Genomic DNA, 23,898 nt, shown 5'->3' on the forward strand with positions numbered 1-23,898 from the left:
AATGTCCTTTACAAAGGGTACACTTTACTTATCGGGAGTCTTTTTTCATTGAAGCAGAAAGGTGCCCTGATTTATGCTAGCCCTAAGTTTGAAACCTCGTATCTTATGATACATAGACAGCTTATCAGTAACGACTGGAGGAGGAAATGATTTGAGAAAGGGTACAAAGTGGACATTGTTGATTCTGGGCTTGATGCTCGCTGCAATTTTCATCAACTTCTATATGAATCTATATAGCTTCGCTTATGCACTGATTACCGTACTTTTACTTGTATTTATGGGGTGGGGATTCTTAGCCAAGTTAAAAAACGACGTTCGTCAGCATGAAGATCATCATAGAAGAGAGCACCAGTCTGCGATCGATGACATCGATCGATACACGAGGTAATAAATAACGAACATATCAGGAATAGCATCATAGATACGTTACAGGCAAACTAGGATAAACTGATTAAAGGCTCCCGTGAGGGAGTCTTTTTAATATTGATGTTTTTAAAAAAAAGTAGTGATGTTCTCTTCTATTGCTAAATAGACAGTTGTTAAGTAAAATAAATATATGAATAAGTGCTCATATATTAATGCGTAAGCGATATTGGAGATGATACATATGTATGATGTATTGGTTATCGGAGCTGGGCAAGCAGGCTTGGCAGCAGGTTACTATCTTCAGAGGTCGGGGTTAACCTTCTTAATCGTTGACGATGTCTCATCTGTCGGGGAATCTTGGCGTAAACGGTACGATTCCTTGCGTCTTTTTACCCCACGAATGTATGACGGATTACCTGGAATGTCTCTTATTGGAAATGAAAACAGCCTGCCAAGCAAAGATGAAATTGCAGATTATTTTGAAAGTTACGCCAAACAAATGCATCTTCCTATAAAATTAAACTGTTTAATCACTCGTCTCTCGAAGCAAGATGAGGTGTACTATGCTGAAACTAATGATGGAATAATTGAAGCGCGCAATATTATCGTTGCGACAGGACCTTTCCAAACCAAGAATGTTCCTCATTTTGCGAAATCATTATCTGCGAATGTAATTCAGCTTCATTCATCAGAATATAAAAATATCTCTCAATTGCTTCCTGGAACAACAGTAGTGGTAGGCGGAGGGAATTCAGGCGCCCAAATTGCTGTAGAGTTAGCATCAGATGATAAACAAACCGTATACATATCCATAGCTCGAAATATAACATTTAGACCTTTGCATATCATGAAACGAAGTATATTCTGGTATTTCGAAAAGCTCGGAGTATTACGTGCAAGTGCAGATCGTATGGTCGGAAAATGGTTACGAAATCAGCCTGAGTACGTATATGGCTATGAGTTAAAAGAGTTGATCACTAAAGGGAAAGTTAACAAGCGTCCACGTGCTATGAATGCAATAGATAACCGCATCCTATATGAGGATGGGAGTGAGGCACCGATAGACAATATTATCTGGGCTACTGGGTTTAAACGAAATGATGGTTGGATTGATATCGCTACTGCTTTTGATTCCCGAGGTGAAATTTTACACGAGAGAGGAGTATCACCGGTTGCTGGACTGTACCTTGTAGGGCTGCCTTGGCAAACATCACGAGGTTCAGCACTGTTGGGATGGGTTAAATACGATGCTCAGAGGATCGTTAATCATGTGATTCAAAGGTAAGACACATCATTGAGTAACTCTCGCATTGTGGAGGTGTTCATCATTGGATTGGTGGCAACTATTAATTGCGTGGATATGCATTATTTGTTTGATGATCACTTTCAAAGATAAGACCCCTAAAAAGATAAGATCACAATTACAAACACTGAACTATCCAAACAGTACATATCACACGTTAGGCCGTTCCTTCATGGAGTGGCCTCTTTCACATTGGGGTCTCATTTCGCAACAGTTATTTCAAAAGTAGAGTGATCATGATCCTGTATGCTGAAGCGATATTCCAGTCCATTTCGAACAGTCGTTCCATCAAATTCACTTTGACTTACATCACGATCCAATAAGCCAATATCCTGAATCACGTCTTGCGCATCATTATATGTGTATTCATTATTGGTTGTCAGAACAAGAGTAGCGATAGCAGTCAACAGGATTCCACCCGTTGGTTCACTGACATCACCAGTTCCGTACAACCTGACTTCTTGTACTTTTTGATCTGAATTTAATGTACCAACCAATCTTAATTTATCATTGAATACATACTCGAAAGCGCCAGTGTCCTGTTCTGAAGAGTCTTTCATATTCAAGCGGGTAATACTCAAGCCATTCAGTCGGTATTTTCCCACGGCGCCATTAAACTTGTTTTTGAATTCCTCCATTGTCATATGGAAGCTAGAGGCATTCGTTTGGGTTAGAGGTGCGTGGTCTTCCTCTGATGTGGCAGTGCCTGATTCGTGTTTTTCCGTCTGATCTTTTCCAGATGATTGCGGAGGATTTGAAGATAAAGCCAACATACCATACATTCCTATCGAAGCCATTGCAAAACATATCGCTGTTAGCATAACGTGCCTTACTGTTATCCGGTTATGTTTCCTCATGGATATGATCATCAAAAGAAGAAATACGAAGAAAGCTATAAAGCTAATGATGAATAGTATTGTAAATAGATATTGCAAATTCTCACCTCGTAATGCATCGTTATTTCGTACTCTCATTATAATGTTCCTTTGGGAAACTTTAAACCTGTACTCGTCTCTTTAAAAAATATGAACAGTGGAGCGAGCAGACTAAAAAGATGACCCCCGTGCAGTACAGGAATCATCTCTTAAGTGTGCTCTAATCCTCCATTTTAAGAGGTGTTCGGTTCGTTAGCCCTCAATCGGTATTTACTCAGTCATAATCCAGACGATTTCGGCAATACGCACAAAAAACTTCCTGTTTCTTTCCTCCAGTACAACATGGTCATGTTTAACAGTAACGACACATCCATCCAGTCTACCGCGAGTCGTTTCCAGGATAACGACTTTTCCCACCAGGGACATTAGACTTTCGACTACGCAATGATCCACTGGATGAACGACAATGTTATGAGGCATGTGGGGCACATAATGTGAGTTAGCCATTGGATGATGCATCATTGGATAATTATTCAAGAAAAAAACCTCCCAAATCATTTATACGGCATCCTATGCGATCGCCTAACCGAACGACTGGGCGTTCGACCTAAAATACATTATTTGGGAAAATCCGAATGAGGTAGTATGTTTGTCAGCCACTCGCAGAGAGTCAAGTTTACAGTGAAACGAATGAAGCACTGCCGGCGTTTTTGCCAGCAGTGCTATTTTTCTTATCATCGCTTGGGCTTAATCCAGCAAGGAGAGTGTGACTCGAATTGAGTTTTCTATAAATGAACGATTGGGGCGGGATTTCATGAAAACGGTCAGTCCAATTAACGATACAATGAGCGCTTGCGCCACAGCCTTGGCGTCCATGGAATGATCAAGCTCACCTGATCGCATTCCCCGCTCGATATTTTCCTGAAAAATAACCGAAAGGTACATCTGATGTTCCCGGGTGAGAATTTCGAATTTCTCATCATGGGGTGCAAGCTCAACCATCGTATTGATACAAAAGCATCCACGACTGAGTCGATCTGCATTGTATTCTTCATCTACGATTTCTGCAAAAAAAGTACGAAAAGCTTCTTTTACCGACGCAATACCCGCCAGTCTGGTCCGCATCTCTGCGGCACGGGCCATCGTGTATTTCCGTAGAGACGTTTCGAACAGTTCTCTTTTATCTCCAAAAGTGGAGTATATACTGGGTCTTTGGATGCCCATCCTCGAAGTCAGATCGCTTAATGAGGTAGCCTCATATCCTTTTTCCCAAAAAAGCTGCATCGCTGCATCCAGTACTTTCTCTTCGTCAAATTCGCGTGTTCTCGCCATAATGAATACTCCTTGTTACTTATATTTTCTCAAGTATAGATCATTTCGTATTAGATATGTGGATCGTATTTTGATAGTTAATATTTCTTACTCATCAGTATGATATATATTATAGAACTCTCGATAATTTGTCAAACGAAGGTCATTTTGATGATGTAGACAACAAATAAGATATAGAGTTTGATGAAAATAAATAGGTTGACAGTAAGCGAAATGCTGAGATATATTAACTACCTAAATAACATACCGATCAGTAATTTATTTTGGTGAATGATAATCCAATAGTGAGGAGAAATGAGATATGGAGTTAGGAATTACTTCATTCGTGGAGACAACACCCGATCTTCGAACAGGTGCGGTCATAAGTCACGCACAGCGATTGCGTGAAGTGGTGGAAGAAATCGTACTTGCCGATCAAGTTGGGCTGGATGTATTTGGAGTAGGAGAACATCATCGTAAAGATTATGCTGCTTCTTCCCCTGCTATGGTGCTGTCCGCAGCCGCATCCCTGACCAAACGCATTCGATTGACTAGTGCAGTGACGGTTCTTTCTTCTGCTGATCCGGTACGTGTATTCCAGGATTTTGCCACCCTGGATGGCATTTCGAACGGACGTGCGGAAATTATGGCAGGGCGGGGCTCTTTTACTGAATCATTCCCTTTGTTTGGGTATGAACTAGGTGAGTATGATGAGCTGTTTGATGAACATCTGGAACTGCTGCTTAACCTGCAAAAGTCCGAAATAGTCAACTGGCGAGGCGGGCATAGACCTGCGATCCATAATCTGGGCGTATATCCACGGCCTGTGCAGAGTCCTTTGCCCATATGGATTGGCAGCGGGGGTAATCAGGAATCGGTGGTTCGTGCAGGATTGCTGGGGCTTCCGTTGACGTTGGCTATTATTGGCGGGAGCCCGGGACGGAATTTTGGGCCCCTTGTGCAGTTGTACAAGCAGGCAGCGACACATGCCGGACATGACGTCTCGAAGCTTACCGTAGGGTCGCATTCACTGGGGTTTGTGGCTGAAGATACCGAGCTGGCGGCTGATCTGTTCTTTCCTTCTACCCAGGCGGGCATGAACAAAATCGGCAAGGAACGGGGATGGGGGCATTACACTCGTGCCAGCTTTGATGCCGCACGTAGCCACGACGGTGCTCTGTATGTAGGTGATCCAGAGACGGTTGCCCGGAAGATCATTCACCTTCGCAAAAATGTGGGCATTACAACGTTTCATGATGTACGTTCCCATTGCAACGATGCCGCATGATCAGGTGATGAGAGCGATCGAATTGCTCGGAACAGAGGTAGCACCACGGGTGCGGGAAGAATTGGCCGAATGGGAAGCTGAGAATGACAAAAATCATAGAGAACATACATTGAAGGAGGAATTGTAAATGAGTTTTGTAGATCGGGTGGTACCTGAATTAAGAGATACATTATCCCAGTTTCCGGGCTTTAATTTGAAGGGGGGATTGCAGGTTAGCCGGGCGATGCTCGTGAACCCACCAATCGAGAATTCGGACGACGTACGCACCGCAAATCGAATGATTGCTGGGGCAGCAGGAGATATGCTAGTCAAAATATATGAACCGTCTGAGCGTACTGGAGATAAGCTGCCGGCGATGCTGTGGATTCATGGAGGAGGTTATGTGCTGGGACATCCGGATATGGATGATGCGCTATGTGAACGCTTTGTACAAGCGGCTCATTGCGTAGTCGTATCGGTCGATTATCGTCTGGCTCCTGAGTATCCTTATCCTGCTGGCCTTCATGACTGCTACGCAGGTCTGCTATGGATGACGGACGAAACAGAGTCACTCGGCATTGATCTTAGCCGGGTGGCAATTGCCGGAGCAAGCGGAGGTGGAGGACTGACTGCGGCACTTGCTCAAATGGTCCGTGATAAAGGTGGGCCGAGCCTGATCTTCCAAATGCCGTTGTACCCCATGCTGGACGATCAGAATATTTCGGCTTCGAGCCATGAAATTACGGAGCAAAATGCCACATGGAACCGGACTAATAACCTGGAGGCGTGGAGTATGTACCTTGGAGGAGAGAAGGAGAGGTTGGAGGGGAACGAAGAACACCACATGCCTTCCTACGCTGTCCCAGCAAGAACTGAAAATCTGGCAGGGTTACCTCCGATGTATACGTGCGTTGGCCAGCTTGATCTGTTTCGAGACGAGACAATCGAATATGTGACACGCCTTGCGGCAGCGGGAGTGGATGTCGAAATGCACCTCTATCCCGGTGCTTATCATTGCTTCGAAGTGTTTGTACCTGATGCGGAAGTTAGCCAGCGGGCTAGCCAGGATTATATCCGGGCCATGGCTAGTGTGCTTAATCCTTCATGGGAGCAATAAATGTCTGCAACAACATTGCCCATAAAAATTGATGTTCTTTTCATCTCCATTTCAGATTCCATTAAGGTAGCAGGGGTAAGATAGGTCTTGTAAACCCCTTCTCGTGTTAAATAGATGTGTGACTAGCCCCGTCGGATCGTCCGGCGGGGCACTTTTTTTCTACATTTCATCGGTTGATGGTATGATAGATGCATACATAAATGCTAGTAACGGAGGGATGGTTCGTGGACCCCAGCCTGCATCCGCTGTTCAGACCCATTCAGATGAATGGGACAGATGGAAACACGTATTATATGGAGCAAATCCCTTCTGTTTCCCTCATGGCTCATGTAGCCTGTTATTGGGAATCGGGTTCTATTCCGCACGCGGGAGAGAATCAGAGTACAGCAATAGATATGTATCCGACCCGAAAAGAGGCAGGCACATTACAGTCTACCAAGGATCCTTATATGGATGGAGGTATAGATCAACCTTATGTGTCTGTACCCGCTCGGGTGTTGCCGGATGGATGCACGGACATGCTGATTACATATGATTCGATCCATTCGGTACACTCCTATGGTTACTGTGGCAATTATACGCATCCGTTCGCTGTACCTGAGCCAGTTGATGTGCCCGCTTCTGCCGAAAATTACACATTTGGAGTGCGTTTTTTTCCAGGTGGGGCGTATGTCTTTCATGGTTTACCATTGGAAGAATTAACGGACAGACGAATTCCGCTTGAGGAGTGTTGGCCAGTCAAGCTGAGTGAGCTTCAGGAGCGGATGGCTGGAACGAAAAGCTTTGAAGAACGAGTACACGTGATGAATACCTATCTGAGTCCACTATCCGTGCAAACCAATTCATACGAGAATGATCTGATGAAAAACGTGCTGCATCGCATTTTTACCGATGGGGGACGCATGAGCGTCAGTGAGCTGGCGATGCGAGAGGTTGTTAGTGAACGCCAGCTGCATCGGAAGTTTGCAGAATGGATTGGAATTAGTCCGAAGCGATTTAGTGAGGTGGTTCGTTTTCACCGTGTCCTGGACAGTATTCATCAGGGGCATACGGCAGATTGGGTAGCACTGGCCCTGAATCATGGTTTTTTTGACCAAGCCCATTTGATTCGTCAATTTCGTAAGTTCTATGGAGAAACCCCGCTGACTGCTGCCAAAGAACATCAACAAAGGTTGTCCGATTTGTACAATAACTCGATTGCCTCTTCCGTTATACTAAAATCGTGAGAATGAATAGTAAAGGAGATATCATATATGAATGGAACATTGCAAATTAGAGATCATCTGCTCCATGAATTGGAGACGGGAGTGCGTACGGGGGCGAGCCTGATCCGCTTGATCCGTCCAGAGGATTGGGCTTATCGCCCGCAGGAGAATATGCGTTCACTGGTGGAACTAGTCCATCATTTTATTCAGATCACCGCATCGGACCTTGCGATTATGCAAGAGAAGAGCGAAGCAGAGGTAGGCGTGGTGGAAAATAACCTGTCGGGAATCGAGGACATTGAAAAACTAGAGGCAACACTCTGGGCCAATTTGGAAGCCTACAAAGCTTATATTGTATCACTGAGCGAAGAAGATCTGTTGAACCGCTCAACCAAAGCTTTCTATATGGAGCATGGTCATTTGCAAGTCCAATGGCAGATTGAAACGCTAACACATGTGTTCCATCACCGTTCACAGTTGTATAATTATCTCAAACAGCAGGGGCATGAGTTGAACTTTTTCATGCTGTATGCTTAAGAATCTTAGAATATGAGTTTCGTGTAAGTGGCTCCGCCGGATGATCTGGCGGGGCTTTTTGATTACTTTAGTCTAGCATCTCTATCAAAATGGACGTTATAACACGGTCATTTTACCGTTACATTAATAGATTCCAAACATAGAATACCGTATCAAAGCAAAAGGAGGTGATTTCCATGGCCATCCTTTTACCGCAACAATTTTATGCTTTAGCGGCTAGTGTGGGTAAATCGTATTATGAAAACCTTGCTGGAGGCACGAATGCCAGCATCACAGTGAACAATTTTGGTCCTTTTCCGGTAGACCTGGTTGTAACTCGTGTTAACGCTCCAGTGATCACATATTTGGTCCCTGCTGGCAACAGCCTTACGTTGTCTGTTGATTTGCTGCTCGTAGCTGCTTTGTTGACTACTCCCGCAGGTGCTTCAACAGGCACGATTCAGATCGCAACATCTGATTTCTAATGAATGTCGCGTGCTTTGTGGACCTCTGTCGGACATGTTGTCGGCAGAGGTTTTTTCTTTTTTTTATGGATGTATTTGGGGTGGAAGTGATATTATACTAGGGTCTTTATAAAATTAATTAGTTGTTATAAGAATGATTGATATTCTTATATCAAAACGAAAGGGAGATTGTAATTTTGAAAAGGATGTTGTTGTACGTTTTGGGATTAACCTTGTGTTTATCATTATTCATGTCTCCACACAATTTAGATGCAGCCTCTTCAATGAGCACCTTGGAGCTTGGAAATGGAGTAACTTATTATGGTGAAACTAAGAATGGCAAGCCCCATGGCTATGGGACGATGACCTGGGGAAAGAGCAAGGCTTATAAAGGAAACTGGGTAGCGGGCAAACGTTCAGGATATGGTGTCTACAAAGCAGTGACAAGTGATAAGGACCGTGTTACAGACCTCAAGTACGACGGCTATTGGAAGAATGACAAAAAGGATGGAAAGGGTGAACTGGAGATCAGAGAAATATCCTACGAAGCAGTTATGCTTGAAAATCGTATTCAGAAAGGGACCTTTGCTAAGGATCAGTGGGTCTCAGGGTATGATGTTCGACATGGAGAGTATGACCCACCTTATTACTTTGCGTACAAGGATTCAAATTTAAGTCTTAAAATACTGGGCGGTGCAGAAAATATTTTAGATGGATTGAAGGTCGGTTATTTCTTTTCATTTACATACCAAAAAGGAAAAGTATACAAAGATGTCGGTGTTGGAGATGAATTCAGTCAGAAGCAATTTAGTTCTTTTATCAAAAGTGTAGAAAAAGAGATTAAGCCTCATATTAATCAGTTTGAGAAACTGGCTCAGAAATTATAGCTATTATTCTTAGAAATATAACGGGTACAATCAAATTTTTGTTTACTGAGGCAGCTATTCGAGTAATTCATTGTAGAAGTAGTAGTAGACTGATGTTGTGAAACAGGAGGTTATTGGACATGAACAGAACAACGTTCCTTGAAACCGAGCGGCTTGTATTCTCGACATGGAATGAAGAAGACCGTGCTCTGGCGTCAGCTCTATGGGGAGATCATGAGGTAACGAAGTGGATTAGCAGCAAGGGATTTCTTAGCGAGGATGAAGTGGAAGCTCGGTTGACGCAGGAAATAAAAAGGCAAGAAGAGGTGGGAGTGCAATATTGGCCTCTCTTTGAGAAAGATTCGGAAGTCTTCGTTGGTTGCTGCGGCTTGTGCCCGTATTCTCCGGAAGAAGAGATATATGAACTGGGATTTCATCTTACCAGGGATTACTGGGGTAAGGGCTACGCCATGGAGGCGGCACGGGCAGTGATTGACTATGCATTTGGAGAACTGAAGGTTAAAGCGTTGTTTGCCGGCCATCATCCAGATAATGAAGTGTCACGTCACATGCTGTCCAAGCTGGGCTTTCAATATGTACGCGATGAGCGTTATGAACCGACAGGGCTGATGCACCCATCCTATTTGTTGAAAAAGGAATAAATACTTTGTACATTCAGGGTAACTCAGAGTCTTTAAGCATATAGCTTGATTGAATGAACAGCGGCGATGACCGTAATTTTTTGGTAAATGGGTTTTCATCGTTTTTTTATTTCATTTTCAGCTTCTATTAAGGTAGCAGAGGTAAGATTATTCTTGTAAACCCCTTCTCGTGTTAGATAGATGTGTGACTGACCTCGCCGGACGCCGGTGAGGTATTTTTTTGCTTATTTTTATAAAAATACAAAAAACAAACATAAACAAAAATAAAAGAAGTGAATAAACCTTTGAATTATTGACTTATAAAGATAAACAAAGGTATAATCAATGTGAAAAAAGGAACTTACTATGTACGTGACAGCCATTCTATTTTTTATCATGAGGAGAGAATGATGATGAACGTGACCCTTACGAATGAAACAACTCAGGCTGCTGGATTCCATATTCCATTTATCCGTGAGATGGCGGAGATTACTCAACATATGTGGAAAAATGGATGGGATGAACGCAATGGCGGCAATGTCAGCTATTTGCTAGAGGAAGAGGAGGTCGCCAAATATATCGATATCAACCATGTGATCCGCAAGATTAAACCTGCCTTTTCGATGCAGGAGCTGGCAGGCAAGTATTTTATCGTGACAGCTTCAGGCAAATATTTCAAAAATGTACTGGCTGATCCAGAGAGCAATCTGGGGTTGCTGCGTGTATCTAATGATGGACAGGAGCTGGAAGTGCTGTGGGGGCTAAAGTCGGGGGCGAACCCAACGAGTGAATTGCCTACGCATTTTATGAGTCATATCGAGCGTCTGAAAGTCGACCCGAAACACCGGGTTGTCATGCACAACCATGCGACCAACGTCCTGGCGATGACATTTATCCATGAGTTGGATGAACTGAAATTTACAAAGACGCTGTGGCAGATGTGTACGGAATGTGTTGTCGTATTTCCTGACGGCGTTGGTATTATTCCGTGGATGGTGCCTGGATTGAATGAAATTGGACGGGAAACGGCTGAGAAAATGAAGGAATACCACGCGGTCATCTGGCCGCAGCATGGGATCTTTGGAACGGGTACAACGATTGATGAAGCTTTTGGACTTATAGAGACCATAGAGAAGGCGGCACAGGTGTATATGCTGGTTGCAGGTCATGAGATCAGACAGAGAATTACGGATCAGCAGCTAGTTACATTGGCCGAAGCTTTCGGTGTCACTCCACGTCCTGGCATTTTGAATATATAGGTTTGACGGATCGAGATTCGTATAAAAGAAAGAGCTCCAACGCAGCTTAATACGGAATGGTCTTTGGTTTATTAAACCGAAGGCCATTTCCTTTTTTTCGGCGAACAAACGCCGTTTTAGTTCAAAAAAGTTCAAAAAGCTGATAAAGCGAGGCTTTGTTATCGATTATTGAATCGTAGAATGCATTATCACGAGCTGACGAAATTGAGGTGAAATGACGTATTGTCAATGGCTCAGCGATTTTGCATAATAACAATGCTTCACAGATGATTGATGGAAGGAAGTTATGATCATGCTTGGCAAAATGAAGAGAATCTTAATAGGCAAGCCTATGAAATCGGCTGAATTGGATGCAGAAAAATTGGGGAAATGGAAGGCGCTCGCCATTCTATCCTCCGATGCCCTATCGTCCGTTGCCTACGGTACGGAGCAGATCTTACTGGTGCTCGTTGCGGCCGGATTCGCGGCCTTGTGGTACTCTGTTCCAATCTCCATTGCCGTGTTGGGATTACTCGTCATTTTAATTTTTTCCTACCGCCAGACGATTTTTGCTTATCCAACAGGGGGCGGCGCGTATATCGTAGCCAAGGATAACCTCGGTACGGCTCCTAGCCTGATTGCCGGAGGATCTCTGCTGGTCGATTATATTCTGACTGTTGCGGTAAGTTCGTCTGCAGGGACCGATGCAATTACATCTGCCTTTCCGATGCTTCATGATTACAGTATAGTCATTGCACTGATCATGATTGTATTTTTGACGATAATGAATTTGCGGGGAGTGACGGAATCTGCTTCCGTACTGGCGATCCCCATATATCTGTTTATCTTTTCCATTGCGATTCTGATTATATCCGGGGGGATCAAATTTCTCGCTGGTGGCATGGAAGCTGCGGCTCCTGAATTCGGAACGAGTATGTCTCATGTGAGTCTGTTTCTGCTGCTGAAGGCATTCAGCTCGGGTTGTTCGGCTTTGACCGGGGTTGAGGCGGTGAGTAATGCCATTCCGAACTTCAAGCAGCCAGCTGAGAAAAATGCAGCAGGAACTTTGATGCTTATGGGTTGTATTCTGGGAGCCATGTTTATCGGCATCACGTTACTTGCTTATGGTTACGGAGTGAAGCCCGATCCCAAAGCCACAGTCATTTCCCAGATTGCCGAAGCCACATTTGGCAGGGGCACAATGTATTTTATTATTCAGGGTGTGACGGCACTGATCCTGTTCCTTGCAGCGAATACGGCGTATTCCGCTTTTCCGCTGTTGTCCTTCATGATGGCCAAGGATAAATATATGCCGCATATGTTTATGGTTAGAGGAGACCGCCTTGGCTTCTCGAACGGTATTATTTTTCTCAGTGTGATGTCTGCCTTACTGGTTGTCGGATTCAAAGGAAATACGGAAAGCCTGATTCCGCTCTACGCAGTGGGCGTGTTCGTTCCATTCACCCTGTCGCAGCTGGGCATGATGATTCGCTGGATCAAAGTCAAACCATCTGGCTGGCGTGTGAAGCTGCTTGTCAATACGATTGGTATGCTGACCACCCTGTCGATTACTTTGATATTTATATTCACCAAGTTCACGCAAACATGGGTTATCTTTATTTTCTTGCCACTCGTCGTCTATGTGTTCATGCGCATTCATCGTCATTACTGCAACATCGCGGATGAACTGCGGATTGACATCCAACTGGAGAAACCGGTGAGAAAGGGCAATACAATTATCATACCGGTGGCTGGCATTACCCGGGTCGTGATGAATACGATCAGTTACGCGCAGACGATGTCAGATCATGTGGTTGCTTTGTATATCGGGTTCGATGATGAAGCCATTCGTAAAATGGAGCAGAAGTGGGAAGAGTGGAACCCGGGCGTTCGCCTGGTTGTGATCAAATCGAGATATCGCAGCATTATGGGACCGCTCAAGAAATTTATTGATACCGTGGAATGGAAAACGGCCGAGACGGACCATATCACGATTCTGATTCCACAGTTCATCACCAAGCATTGGTGGCAAAATGTACTGCATAACCAGACCAGCTTTATGATTCGAGCCTACCTGATCAATTATAAAGATGTGATTGTCACGACTGTGCCGTACCACCTCAATCGTTAGTGGGATTCTTCTACAATGGGCAATGGCATGAGAAGAGTATTTAATGTGCTTATATGCCATCCATTTTCTTATAAAATTTCAACTGATCGTTTTGCGTTAACGTTAAATATCCAGTTTTCTGTTAAATTTATTGAGTTTATATCAAATCATTGTTCATCTTCCCTTTACAGATAAAACCGTAAGAATATTCCCGAATCAAGGGAGTTCTTGCGGTTTTTTGCTGTGTACAGCCCCCGGTTTCAAACCTCTTTAACCTCCCTTGTTTGGTAAAGTCGCTTGTCCACGATTAACGCTGCGTTGATTCAGAACAGATTCTGCTGTGACAGTTGGCTTTTACACTAGATAACGTGGGTGATGAGTTCACACACCGAATGCGTAGATCAAGGGGGAAGAAAATCCGATGAGTGAGCTTGACAACCGGATCAGCTTGCCTGCTGCCAGACGGCGCGTATCCAATACGAGTCAGCGCCGAACAGCATCGCTGCGTGTGCAGCGGATGCGGGAAAATATGCTGGCCTATGGTTTCCTGGCACCATCGCTGCTTTTATTCGCAGTGTTCCTGTTTTATCCGATGTTTAAATCGGTGTACCTGAGTATGCATTCCACGGACCCTACCGGACAGATTGCAGCCTATGTCGGACTAGACAATTTCAAGGCGGTATTCCAGTCAGGACTGTTCCTGCAAGGCATGAAAGTAACGTTGCTATTTGTCCTGTTTACCGTGCCAACCGGCATGCTGGCAGCTCTGATTCTAGCGGCATTAACACACAACCGTTTCAAGGGAATGCGTATATTCCAGTTTGTATTCTCTCTGCCCGTGGTATTATCTGTCGGTTCATCGGCGGTCATCTGGAAGTTTTTGTTCCATCCGACCTTGGGCATGCTGAATTATTTATTAGGAAAAATTGGAATCGATCCAATTCCCTGGCTGACCAGCCCGGATTGGGCGTTAATATCGATTTCCATCATGACGATTTGGATGAATCTCGGATTCAATTACATTATTCTATCCAGCGGATTACAGGGCATACCGGAAGAAATTTATGAGAGCGCAAAGATTGATGGTGCAGGTCCGTTGCTTACTTTTCGCAAAATCTCGATGCCGCTGTTGTCGCCAACCCTGTTTTTCGTCACAGTTGTATCGATCATTGGTGCGTTCCAATCATTTGGTCAGATCAATATTCTTACCCGGGGCGGCCCAATGGACAGTACCAATGTATTCGTCTATTCCATCTATCAGGAAGCCTTCGTTAATTTCCGCTTTGGGACGGGCAGTGCGCAGGCGCTTATCCTGTTCGCGGTCATTATGTTGCTGACCCTGATTCAGTTCAAATGGGTGGAAAGGAAAGTGCATTACCAATGAGATCACCATGGACCAAAATATTGCTGTATGTGTTGCTTACAATCTGTGCGGCACTCGTACTTTATCCGGTGCTGTACACCTTTTTCATGGCGGTAATGACGCCGGAGGATGCCAGTGCGTATCCGCCTCATATCATCCCGCAATCCATAGACCTGTCCAATTTCACGGAAGTATTCGATATCGTTCCAATTGGTTCGTTTATCGGCAATACATTCCTGGTCGCAGGACTTACGATGCTTGGTCAGCTGGTTACAGCAAGCATGGCAGCCTATGCATTCGCGAAAATGGAGTTTAAGGGCAAGAACGTCATCTTCAGCATGTTTGTAGCGACGATGATGATTCCTTGGGAAGTCACCATGATCCCGAACTATCTGACGGTGCGCAGCTGGGGCTGGTTGGATACGTATCAAGGGCTGACCATACCGTTCCTGGCAACGGCGTTTGGTACATTCCTGCTGAGACAATTCTTCATGCTGCTGCCAAAAGAGTTGTTTGAAGCGGCAAAGATCGATGGCTGCGGGCATATCCGGTATTTTGTATCCCATGTCCTACCCTTGTCACGTCCGGCACTTGGAACACTGGCGATCTATTCGTTCCTGAGTATGTACAACTCCTATCTGTGGCCGCTGCTTGTCACGAATACGCCAGAGATGAGGACCGTACAAATCGGAATCTCGATGCTGGAGTTCCAGGAATCCACAGCATGGAATCTGGTGTTTGCCGGTACGGCTATGGTGATTTTGCCATCGCTGCTGCTTCTGGTTTTCGGTTTGAAACAGCTTGTCCGCGGTATGGCCGCGGGCGCGCTGAAGGGGTAGTGGGAGTAAGGTTTGTTTTAAGGATTTAAAAGGTTGGCGGTTTGGATACCCAGGAGCGAATAAACAAGGCTCACTCTTGAAATAAGATGTTGAGAAGATAAACCACGGTAGTAGTGGAGGGAACGAAATCGATTCTGAAGAAGCGAGGCGTTCGCCTTTATCTCCGGATTTTCCCCTCTGACGGGGAATGAAAAAAAATCCGGAGATAACAGCGATCGAAAGAACGATTCGTAACCGTAACGACCACTCCGTGACATCTCCAAGATTTTATTGTGACGTGAGCCCAAAAAAAGGAGAGCGATTATGATCGGGTTTCGTTTGAAAAAAAGAGGTACATTTGCATTGATGTTGGCTGCACTTATGCTGGTATTGGCCGCTTGTGGCGGGAAAACCGAAACGACAAGCACAACGGGCAGAGCCCAGGCAGATGCCGCAGCAGCTGAACCGGTACAACTGACATGGTGGCATTCGATGTCGGGTGCAGGGGAAAAAGCCATTAACCAGCTCGCTTCCGATTTCAACGCAAGTCACCCGGATATTCAGGTAAAGCCAATCTATCAGGGGAAATACGATGAGAGTTTGAACAAACTCAAAGCTTCCATGGGCTCGGACAGCGGCCCGGACATTATCCAGGTATACGAGATCGGCAGCAAGTTCATGATCGACTCGGGCATGATTACGCCAGTACAGCAATTTATTGATAAAGATAAGTTTGACCTGTCCCAATTGGAACCAAACATTATCCGTTATTACACTATTGATGGAAAATTGAACGCAATGCCTTTTAACACATCGAACCCGATTCTTTACTACAACAAGGACATGTTCAAAGCAGCCGGTTTGGACCCAGAGAACCCGCCTAAGACATATGAAGAGTTTGAGCAAGCAGCGAAGGCACTGGCGAAAGACGGTAAACCGGGCGCATCCATGGCGATCTATGGCTGGTTTATGGAACAGTTCTTCGCGAACCAGAATGCAGATTATGTAAACAATGGTAACGGAAGAAACGGTGCAGCCACTGAATCCGCGCTGAACTCCGAAGCCGGAGTGAAGACATTGACATGGTGGAAAAAAATGATGGATGAGAAAACTGTCTCCAATCTGGGACGTAGCACAGACGATACGACCGCTGCATTTACCGCACAGCAAATCGGCATGACGCTGGATTCCACCGCTGGATTGCGCAAAATTGTAGAGGGTGCTGGTGGCAAGTTTGAGCTGGGAACCGGCTTCCTGCCTCGTCCTGCAGATGCCAAAGAAGGCGGCGTCGTGGTGGGTGGCGCAAGCTTGTATATCATGAACAACAAATCCGAAGCTCAACAGCAAGCCGCTTGGGAATTCATTAAGTATCTGGCTACACCTGCGGTACAAGCCAACTGGAGCGTTGCGACAGGATACTTCCCTATTACGACAGCAGCCTACGATGAACAAGTATTAAAGGATAATATGGCGAAGTACCCGCAATTCCAGACAGCAGTCGACCAATTGCATGCTTCCGCTGATTCGACAGCAACATCCGGGGCCGTAATGGGTGTATTCCCCGAAGCCCGTCAAATTGTCGAAGGAGCGATCGAAACGGTCCTGAATGGACAAGGTACACCACAAGACGTATTGGATGCAGCAGCGAAGCAAATTACAGACAAGATTGCACAGTATAACAGCACGGTGAAGAAGTAACATATTGCTTGAAATAGGAAAAATTCAAGCTGGGTTTAGCAAAGTTGAAATGTATAGCTTAACTTAGGATGTCATAACGAGTAAGACGTATGCGATGGTCACCCCAGACTGTCGCATCGTTTTGCTGTGAAAAGAGCTTGAACAAAATCGCTTTCAGGCGAATGGGGCACAGGGAGATCTGTCAATAAATGTCGAATACAGAGATTCGCACCCTTTACATGTAAGATTAAGTTACTCAAAATAGGTTTTTATACACGGATTTTTGCTGTAAAAGTAATTAATATGACATATGAAAGCTGTTAAGTAGTACTTTTTTACTTTTTTTATTTTAGTTATAGTTTTTGTGATGTATATGTTCTATTTTGTATCACATAAAAAGAATATTGTTTACATGTAATAAAACTTCAGTTATCTTATATTTGAACTAATGTACAAGCTTCATGAACAAATGATTACGAATTTAAAATATGGAGGTAGGTAAAAGATGCATGTTCTGCAAATGAAGAGGTGGCTCAGGTTGTTCCTGGCTATGGTCCTGCTCATCACAGGTGCCATTCCGGCTGGATTGTTCAGCAGTAAGGCAGCTGCGGCGGACGATCCATTGACCGTTGCTCAGGCGCTTAATCTTAATTTTGGAGATTCGAACATTTCAATCGAAGGATATGTTGTAGGAACCTACAGTAGTGGCCCAAATGTAAGGTTAAACCCGGATTTCACCTTGGATACCAATTTTGCAATAGCCGATAGTCCTGATGAAACAAATATCAGCAAAATGATGCCTGTTCAGGTACCCACCTCTGCACCTCGAAGTATTTTCGGACTGAAAAGTAATCCTTCCTTGTATAAAGCCAAAGTTCGTATTAGCAATGGTAATATAGCTGAGTACTTCAGCTCCAAAGGTATACACTACAATAACTCAACAACCTTCCAACTGATCGATGAAACTCCTGTAACTAAAGTGGCAAACGTCACAGCCAATCCTGCATCAGGCGCAGTTCCAACAGGGACCAAGGTGGCCTTGGAAACAGCCACAGTCGGTGCAGCTGTATACTACAAGCAGAATACGGATGTTGATTATCTTCCCTACACCGTGCCCATCACGGTAAATGATGCAACTCACATTGAAACCTACGCGGTCAAAGAGGGGATCGACAATAGTGACGTTACGAGTTTCGATTACACCCTCGTCGACACAACCCCTATTCCAATCTCCGAGGCAAGAAAAGCAACTGAAAATACGACTGTTACCGTTCAAGGCATAGTAACCTACAGTGAATTATCTGGTGTATTCAATCTGTATATTCAAGACAACGATGCCGGGATCGTTGTGCGCGGTAATGCTTCTGGTGTGGAAGTAGGAGACCGGATTGAAGCCTACGGCCCAATTACGATCTACAACGGCCTTGTCCAGGTTGAAGCGAGCAAATCTGGATTTCAGGGTGGCTATATTCGGACTGTCGAAAAGTCACAGGATCTACCTTCACCTGTACCGCTCAACTCATCCCATTTTGCTCCGGGTGCGGGAGGAAGCAAGGGTACCGGAGGGCAGTATGAAGGGATGCTTGTCGAAGTAAACAATATTCAAGTGACAAAAAGCAACACACCTACTTACACTGCGACAGATAAACAAGGCGGGGAAATGCTGATTTATGCCAAGAACAGCCCTTCTGCTCTCTCCGTTGGCAAATCGTATCATAAAGTGACAGGGGTCTTGACTTACCATTCCACTTACGGTCTGGAATTGATTCCTCGAACGGCGTCGGATATTCTGGAAGATTTGCTCTCCGTGACAGCGAGCACACCTTCGGGTGGCATTGTAAAAGGAACAGAAGTTACGTTGTCTTCTCCCTATGTCGCTGCCCAAATTTTTTATACACTGGATGGTTCTGAACCAACCGTGAATTCGACGGAATACACACAGCCTATTACGATTAATGAAGATCAAATCATTAAAGCTGTTGCCACTGCTGATAGCAGAGTAAGCGCCATTTTTTCTTTCGAGTATACTGCGGTGGATCGAGTGGATGGTGTACGGATTCATGAAATTCAGGGGGCAGGCCATTATTCCATTTATGACGGACTAAAAGTACAGAATGTAGAAGGGATTGTTACATCTCTAGTTAACGCAGATTCATTCTATATGCAATCCATTCCTGGTCAGGAAGATGGAGATCCGGCAACCTCTGAGGGAATCTTGATTTATAAGAAAGATCATGGAATGAAAGTTAAGAACCAAGTAAAAGTCTCGGGTCAAGTCAAAGAGTATGCAGCAAGTGCAACAGACCTGCCAACCACTGAAATTGTTGCTTCTGAGATTACTGTGGAACAACCCAATGTTGAATTGCCACAACCCGTAATCATTGGAAAAGGTGGTCGCGTAATTCCGAATGTCATTGATTCGGATGGATTGAGCGAATTCAACCCGGACGTGGATGCCATTGATTTCTATGAAAGTCTGGAAGGCATGCGCATTCAGTTAGATAATGCTACTATTCTTGGACCTTATTCCTACAATCCTGGATTAGCAGTGACGATAAACAACGAACCTAATAATCCATTGCAGACTCCGGCAGGAGGATTGATCTTACGTGGAGACGGAGCAGGAGAGTTTGAGAGTTCTCTAAATACTCAACGCTTGTTCATTAATAAAAAACCTTCTCAAGCTGTGACCACGGGTGATAAATTTACAGGTCCGATTAATGGTGTGCTTTCTTATTCGGGTAGTAATTATAAGGTGACCTTGGAAGGCGACTTGCCTCCGATTACGTCCAGTGGTTTACAACAGGCAACAACCTCAATTGAACCGCAACAAGACAAGCTGACTATTGCGACGTTTAACGTGGAGAACTTTAGTAAAAAAGATGCGACACGTGGTAATAAGATCGGCAAAATTATTGTGAACAATCTGAAAAGCCCTGACATCATAGGGATTATGGAAGTTCAGGATAACGACGGCGCAACAGATAGCGGAAACACAGATGCAAGTGAGAGTTTCAAAACGCTTCTGGATGCAATTAAAAGTAATAATGGACCAAGCTATCAGTATACCGATATTGCGCCAGTAAATAATATGGATGGTGGAGCAACCGGAGGCAATATTCGTGTAGGTTTCCTGTACAATCCGGATCGGGTATCCTTAAAAGCAGGTACCAAAGGCGATGCAACAACCGCACTGGCCCTTGATGCAAGTGGGAACCTATCGCTGAATCCAGGGCGCATTCATCCAGATAATGTGGCTTTCAAAACTTCAAGAAAACCGCTCGCGGCAGAGTTTGAATTTAATGGTGAACGTGTGGTTGTTATCGCTAACCATTTCAATTCGAAGGGTGGAGATTTAGCCCCATTTGGTAATGTCCAGCCTTCAACCCGCAGCAGTGAAGTGCAACGTGCGCAGCAAGCAACGATTGTCAATGAATTTGTAACTGAATTAATCGAAAGAGACCCTGAGATCAATGTCGCTGTTCTTGGAGACTTCAATGACTTCCAGTTTTCCAGAACATTGAATATTGTTCAAGGCAATGAACTGGACAATCTGGTAAACAAACTGCCAGAGAACAAACGTTATTCATACATTTATGACGGAAATTCCCAGACACTGGATCACATTCTGGTGAGCAAAAACCTGTCGAATACCGCAGCAATTGAAGCCGTACATGTGAATGCTGATTTCGAAGACTCACATGGACGTGTCAGTGACCATGATCCGTTGCTTGCACAGCTGAGCATTGGAAGCGCAGCGGAAGAAGGCGACTTTAACCTGCGAGTATTGCATACGAATGACACACACGCGCATCTGGATAACATCCCGCGCCGTGTAACAGCGATTAAAGAAACACGCAACGATAACACCCTGGTGCTGGATGCCGGGGACGTATTCTCGGGTACATTGTATTTCAATCTCTTTAATGGTCTGGCGGATCTGGAATTCATGAACATGATCGGATACGATGCCATGACCTTCGGAAATCATGAATTTGATAAAGGCCCAAGCGTGCTCAAGGAATTTATTAAAAAAGCGGAATTCCCATTTGTGAGTGCCAATATTGACTATACGAAGGATGCGAGTTTGGGTGGCCTGTACAACAGTAATATCGGAAATCCAGGCGAGAATTCTCAAATCTATCCGGCCATTATTACGGAAGTAAACGGCGAGAAAGTCGGAATCTTTGGTTTGACGACACCGGATACCGTATCACTGTCCTCGCCGGGAGATGATCTGAAGTTTAAGGATTACAAAGCAAGTGCTCAGGCAACAGTGAACATGCTGCAAGATGAAGGTATCAACAAAATCATCGCTCTGACGCATCTGGGTTACTCGGAAGACCTGAAGCTGGCAGAAGCGGTGGAAGGCATCGACATCGTAGTTGGTGGTCATTCACACACCATTCTGAACAAACCAGTGGTTGTAGAGACACACACCGATCCGACGCTGGTCGTACAGACAGGAGAATATGACGTTTCCCTGGGTCAACTGGATGTTACGTTTGATGAAGCAGGCGTGTTGAAAACATGGAACGGCAAACTTTTGAACCTGGATGCGAAAGATACTTCCGGTCAATATGTATACGCAGATGATAAGGAAGCAGCAAAGAAACTGGAAAGCTATGCAGGACCACTGGCCGAGTTCAAAAAAGAAGTCATCGGTAAAACGAATGTACTTCTGGATGGCGAACGCGGCAGTGTACGCAAGCAGGAAACAAACCTTGGTAACCTGATGACAGACGGCATGCTGGAGAAAGTGAAATCCATCGTGAAGGAAAACGACGTTAAAGGATATGTCGCCATCCAAAACGGTGGAGGTATTCGGGCTTCGTTCCAAAAAGGAGATATCACGCTGGGGGATCTGCTGACCGTAATGCCATTCGGCAACAACCTTTCTGCACTGAAAATGACAGGTAAGGAAATTACGGCTGCGCTGGAAAATGGCGTGAGCGGTGTGGAAACAGGAGAAGGGCGCTTCCCGCAAGTTTCAGGCATGCGTTTCTACTACGATTCCACGAAGCAGAGCGAGAAAATTGATGCGATAACCAATACGGTAACCCAAGTCGGTCAACGGGTGCTCAAAGTACAGATTAAGAATGCCAATGGCACGTACACAGACATCGATCCAAACGGATACTACATCGTAGCAACGAACTCGTTTATGGCGAACGGGGGAGACTTCTACCGCGCCATGAGAGCAGCGAAGGATGACAAACGATACTATGAACTGAACTTGGTCGATTATGAAATCTTCCATGAACATCTGGACCGTGTAGGTACGGTAAATCAGATGACGGAAGGCCGCATTACTGATCTGAAGGGCTCCGCTCTTCCGGGTGATGGTAATGGAGGCACTCCTGGTAATGGCGGTGGAAATAATGGAAGTAATCCGGGCAGTGGTGGAGGTACAACAACACCGACTACACCTGTAACACCAACGGATCCTACAACACCGACCACACCTACAACACCATCTGTCCCGGGTAATGGAAACGGTGGTGGTACTACACCAACCAATCCGGGTACAGTTTTGAAAGATATCGGCAATCACTGGGCAGCAGCGGCCATTGAGCAGGCCATTTCCCGGGGAATTGTGAATGGATATCAGGACGGTAATTTCCGTCCAAATGCACCGGCAACACGCGCCGAGTTCATTGTGATGCTGGCAATAGCATTTGAACTTCCAGCCAGCAGCAAGACGTTGACATTTAAGGATGCTTCCAAAATTCCGACTTGGGCCCAATCATTTATTGCTCAAGCTGTAGAACAGGGAATCATCAGTGGATATACGGATGAGACGTTTCGTGCATCCGGCAAAGTATCGCGTGTGGAAATGACCGTTATGCTTGTAAGAGCATTGGGTCTTCCGGTTAAGTCTAATCCCACATTAACCTTTGCAGATGCGAAAAAAGTACCTGCATGGGCCGCACCTTACATCGCAGCTGCATACGACGCAGGACTGGTGAAGGGTACAGGCAAGAACATGTTTAATCCGCTCACTGAAGCAACTCGTGCTGAAGTTGTGACATTGCTGATGTCAGCAAGTGAGCTACAGCCCAAGCAATAAGATCGAATCATGTGCCACCGGAGCAGAGCAAAAACTCAGTTTTTTACTGAACGGCTAACTCCGATATTCAAACGAAAACGGCTTGCAGACTCTCATCTGCAAGCCGTTTTTTTACTAATTAATGACTGTTAATTTTCACCAGAGGAAGGTATAGTAGACAGGATTATAATGAAGGAGTGTTAAGTATGCAAGATCAACCGGTTTTAATCGCACTACTGGCTATTGCCGCAGGGATTTTCAGTTTGTTGGGTGGGATCAACAATTGGGATTGGTTTATGAAGAGTTTTAGAGCAGGTCTCTTTGTGAAAACAATTGGACGCCAGGGTGCAAGAGTGGTGTATGGTATTCTGGGAATTGTGCTGATTACCATTGGCGTACTATTGTTGCTGATTGGGTAAACGTAGAAAAGAAAAGAAAGGTGCAGAGCCTGCGTACATAATTCAGTTTCACAGCCTTTAATGTAGAAAGTAACGATTAGTATGTTTAGCTTTATCCTTGAGATTTTCAAAGTTAATTAGGGTGTGTCCTTAAATTCAATTCAGGCAAGCTAAATGATGATGAAGGTTAGCGTTTTGAAAAGTCTTGAAGCCCAAGTCTACTTATCCTGGAGAATGGGTAGACGATTTTCTAAGGAACTCAACTAAAAAAGCCCACCGAAAAAATTTCGGTGGGCTTTTTACCAAATTCAGGT

Annotated in this window: 18 protein-coding genes and 1 pseudogene; 16 read left to right on the forward strand and 3 right to left on the reverse strand. The window is 44.8% G+C overall.

All coding sequences use genetic code 11. The annotated features are described in order from the left end of the window. Positions 1-151 precede the first annotated feature (151 nt). Entirely contained in the window at positions 152-388 is a 237-nt protein-coding gene (locus AMS66_RS15355) for a hypothetical protein (protein WP_053781647.1), read from the forward strand. A gap of 219 nt (positions 389-607) precedes the next feature. Beyond that, positions 608-1,651 (forward strand): flavin-containing monooxygenase, encoded by a 1,044-nt coding sequence (locus tag AMS66_RS15360; protein WP_181014127.1) that lies wholly within the window; start codon positions 608-610, stop codon positions 1,649-1,651. 218 nt (positions 1,652-1,869) lie between these two features. Here the strand turns inward: AMS66_RS15360 and AMS66_RS15365 are convergent, their stop codons facing one another. From AMS66_RS15365 to AMS66_RS15375, 3 genes are all read right to left on the reverse strand, one after another. Then, a complete protein-coding gene (locus tag AMS66_RS15365) occupies positions 1,870-2,466 on the reverse strand; it encodes a hypothetical protein (RefSeq protein WP_201782182.1) in 597 nt (198 codons plus the stop codon). A 348-nt stretch (positions 2,467-2,814) separates the two neighbouring features. Then, positions 2,815-3,081 (reverse strand): DUF2642 domain-containing protein, encoded by a 267-nt coding sequence (locus AMS66_RS15370; protein WP_407944546.1) that lies wholly within the window; start codon positions 3,079-3,081, stop codon positions 2,815-2,817. 210 nt (positions 3,082-3,291) lie between these two features. Beyond that, positions 3,292-3,876 (reverse strand): TetR/AcrR family transcriptional regulator, encoded by a 585-nt coding sequence (locus AMS66_RS15375; protein ID WP_053781650.1) that lies wholly within the window; start codon positions 3,874-3,876, stop codon positions 3,292-3,294. Positions 3,877-4,177: 301 nt separating this feature from the next. Here AMS66_RS15375 and AMS66_RS15380 point away from each other — a divergent pair. From AMS66_RS15380 to AMS66_RS15445, 14 genes and pseudogenes are all read left to right on the forward strand, one after another. Beyond that, positions 4,178-5,270 (forward strand): annotated as a pseudogene (locus AMS66_RS15380) (LLM class flavin-dependent oxidoreductase). Then, entirely contained in the window at positions 5,271-6,239 is a 969-nt protein-coding gene (locus AMS66_RS15385) for an alpha/beta hydrolase (RefSeq protein WP_053781651.1), read from the forward strand. A gap of 224 nt (positions 6,240-6,463) precedes the next feature. Then, positions 6,464-7,465, forward strand: coding sequence for a helix-turn-helix domain-containing protein (locus AMS66_RS15390; protein WP_053781652.1), 1,002 nt, complete (start codon positions 6,464-6,466; stop codon positions 7,463-7,465). Between the two features lie 27 nt (positions 7,466-7,492). After that, complete coding sequence (locus tag AMS66_RS15395) at positions 7,493-7,981, forward strand: DinB family protein (RefSeq protein WP_053781653.1); 489 nt, start codon at positions 7,493-7,495, stop codon at positions 7,979-7,981. Positions 7,982-8,157: 176 nt separating this feature from the next. Then, positions 8,158-8,445: a hypothetical protein gene (locus tag AMS66_RS15400; protein ID WP_053781654.1), complete on the forward strand. Its 288-nt coding sequence runs from the start codon at positions 8,158-8,160 to the stop codon at positions 8,443-8,445. A 185-nt stretch (positions 8,446-8,630) separates the two neighbouring features. After that, complete coding sequence (locus AMS66_RS15405) at positions 8,631-9,311, forward strand: MORN repeat-containing protein (RefSeq protein ID WP_236703439.1); 681 nt, start codon at positions 8,631-8,633, stop codon at positions 9,309-9,311. Positions 9,312-9,430: 119 nt separating this feature from the next. Further along, positions 9,431-9,952 carry a GNAT family N-acetyltransferase gene (locus tag AMS66_RS15410; protein WP_053781656.1) on the forward strand — a complete coding sequence of 174 codons (522 nt, stop codon included), beginning with the start codon at positions 9,431-9,433 and terminating at the stop codon, positions 9,950-9,952. A 392-nt stretch (positions 9,953-10,344) separates the two neighbouring features. After that, positions 10,345-11,190 (forward strand): rhamnulose-1-phosphate aldolase, encoded by an 846-nt coding sequence (gene rhaD / locus AMS66_RS15415; RefSeq protein WP_053781657.1) that lies wholly within the window; start codon positions 10,345-10,347, stop codon positions 11,188-11,190. A 292-nt stretch (positions 11,191-11,482) separates the two neighbouring features. Then, a complete protein-coding gene (locus AMS66_RS15420; protein ID WP_053781658.1) occupies positions 11,483-13,300 on the forward strand; it encodes an APC family permease in 1,818 nt (605 codons plus the stop codon). Positions 13,301-13,796: 496 nt separating this feature from the next. Beyond that, positions 13,797-14,663, forward strand: coding sequence for a carbohydrate ABC transporter permease (locus AMS66_RS15425; protein ID WP_407944549.1), 867 nt, complete (start codon positions 13,797-13,799; stop codon positions 14,661-14,663). Next, on the forward strand, positions 14,660-15,481 hold the full coding sequence (locus tag AMS66_RS15430) for a carbohydrate ABC transporter permease (RefSeq protein WP_053781660.1): 822 nt from the start codon (positions 14,660-14,662) through the stop codon (positions 15,479-15,481). The genes AMS66_RS15425 and AMS66_RS15430 overlap by 4 nt, the downstream gene beginning before the upstream one ends. 303 nt (positions 15,482-15,784) lie before the next feature. Then, on the forward strand, positions 15,785-17,158 hold the full coding sequence (locus AMS66_RS15435) for an ABC transporter substrate-binding protein (protein WP_053781661.1): 1,374 nt from the start codon (positions 15,785-15,787) through the stop codon (positions 17,156-17,158). A gap of 484 nt (positions 17,159-17,642) precedes the next feature. Beyond that, complete coding sequence (locus AMS66_RS15440) at positions 17,643-23,207, forward strand: S-layer homology domain-containing protein (protein ID WP_053781662.1); 5,565 nt, start codon at positions 17,643-17,645, stop codon at positions 23,205-23,207. A gap of 185 nt (positions 23,208-23,392) precedes the next feature. Then, positions 23,393-23,605 (forward strand): immunity 17 family protein, encoded by a 213-nt coding sequence (locus AMS66_RS15445; RefSeq protein ID WP_053781663.1) that lies wholly within the window; start codon positions 23,393-23,395, stop codon positions 23,603-23,605. Positions 23,606-23,898: the final 293 nt, after the last annotated feature.

The sequence above is a fragment of the Paenibacillus xylanivorans genome, assembly GCF_001280595.1.
Taxonomy (GTDB): Bacteria; Bacillota; Bacilli; order Paenibacillales; family Paenibacillaceae; genus Paenibacillus; species Paenibacillus xylanivorans.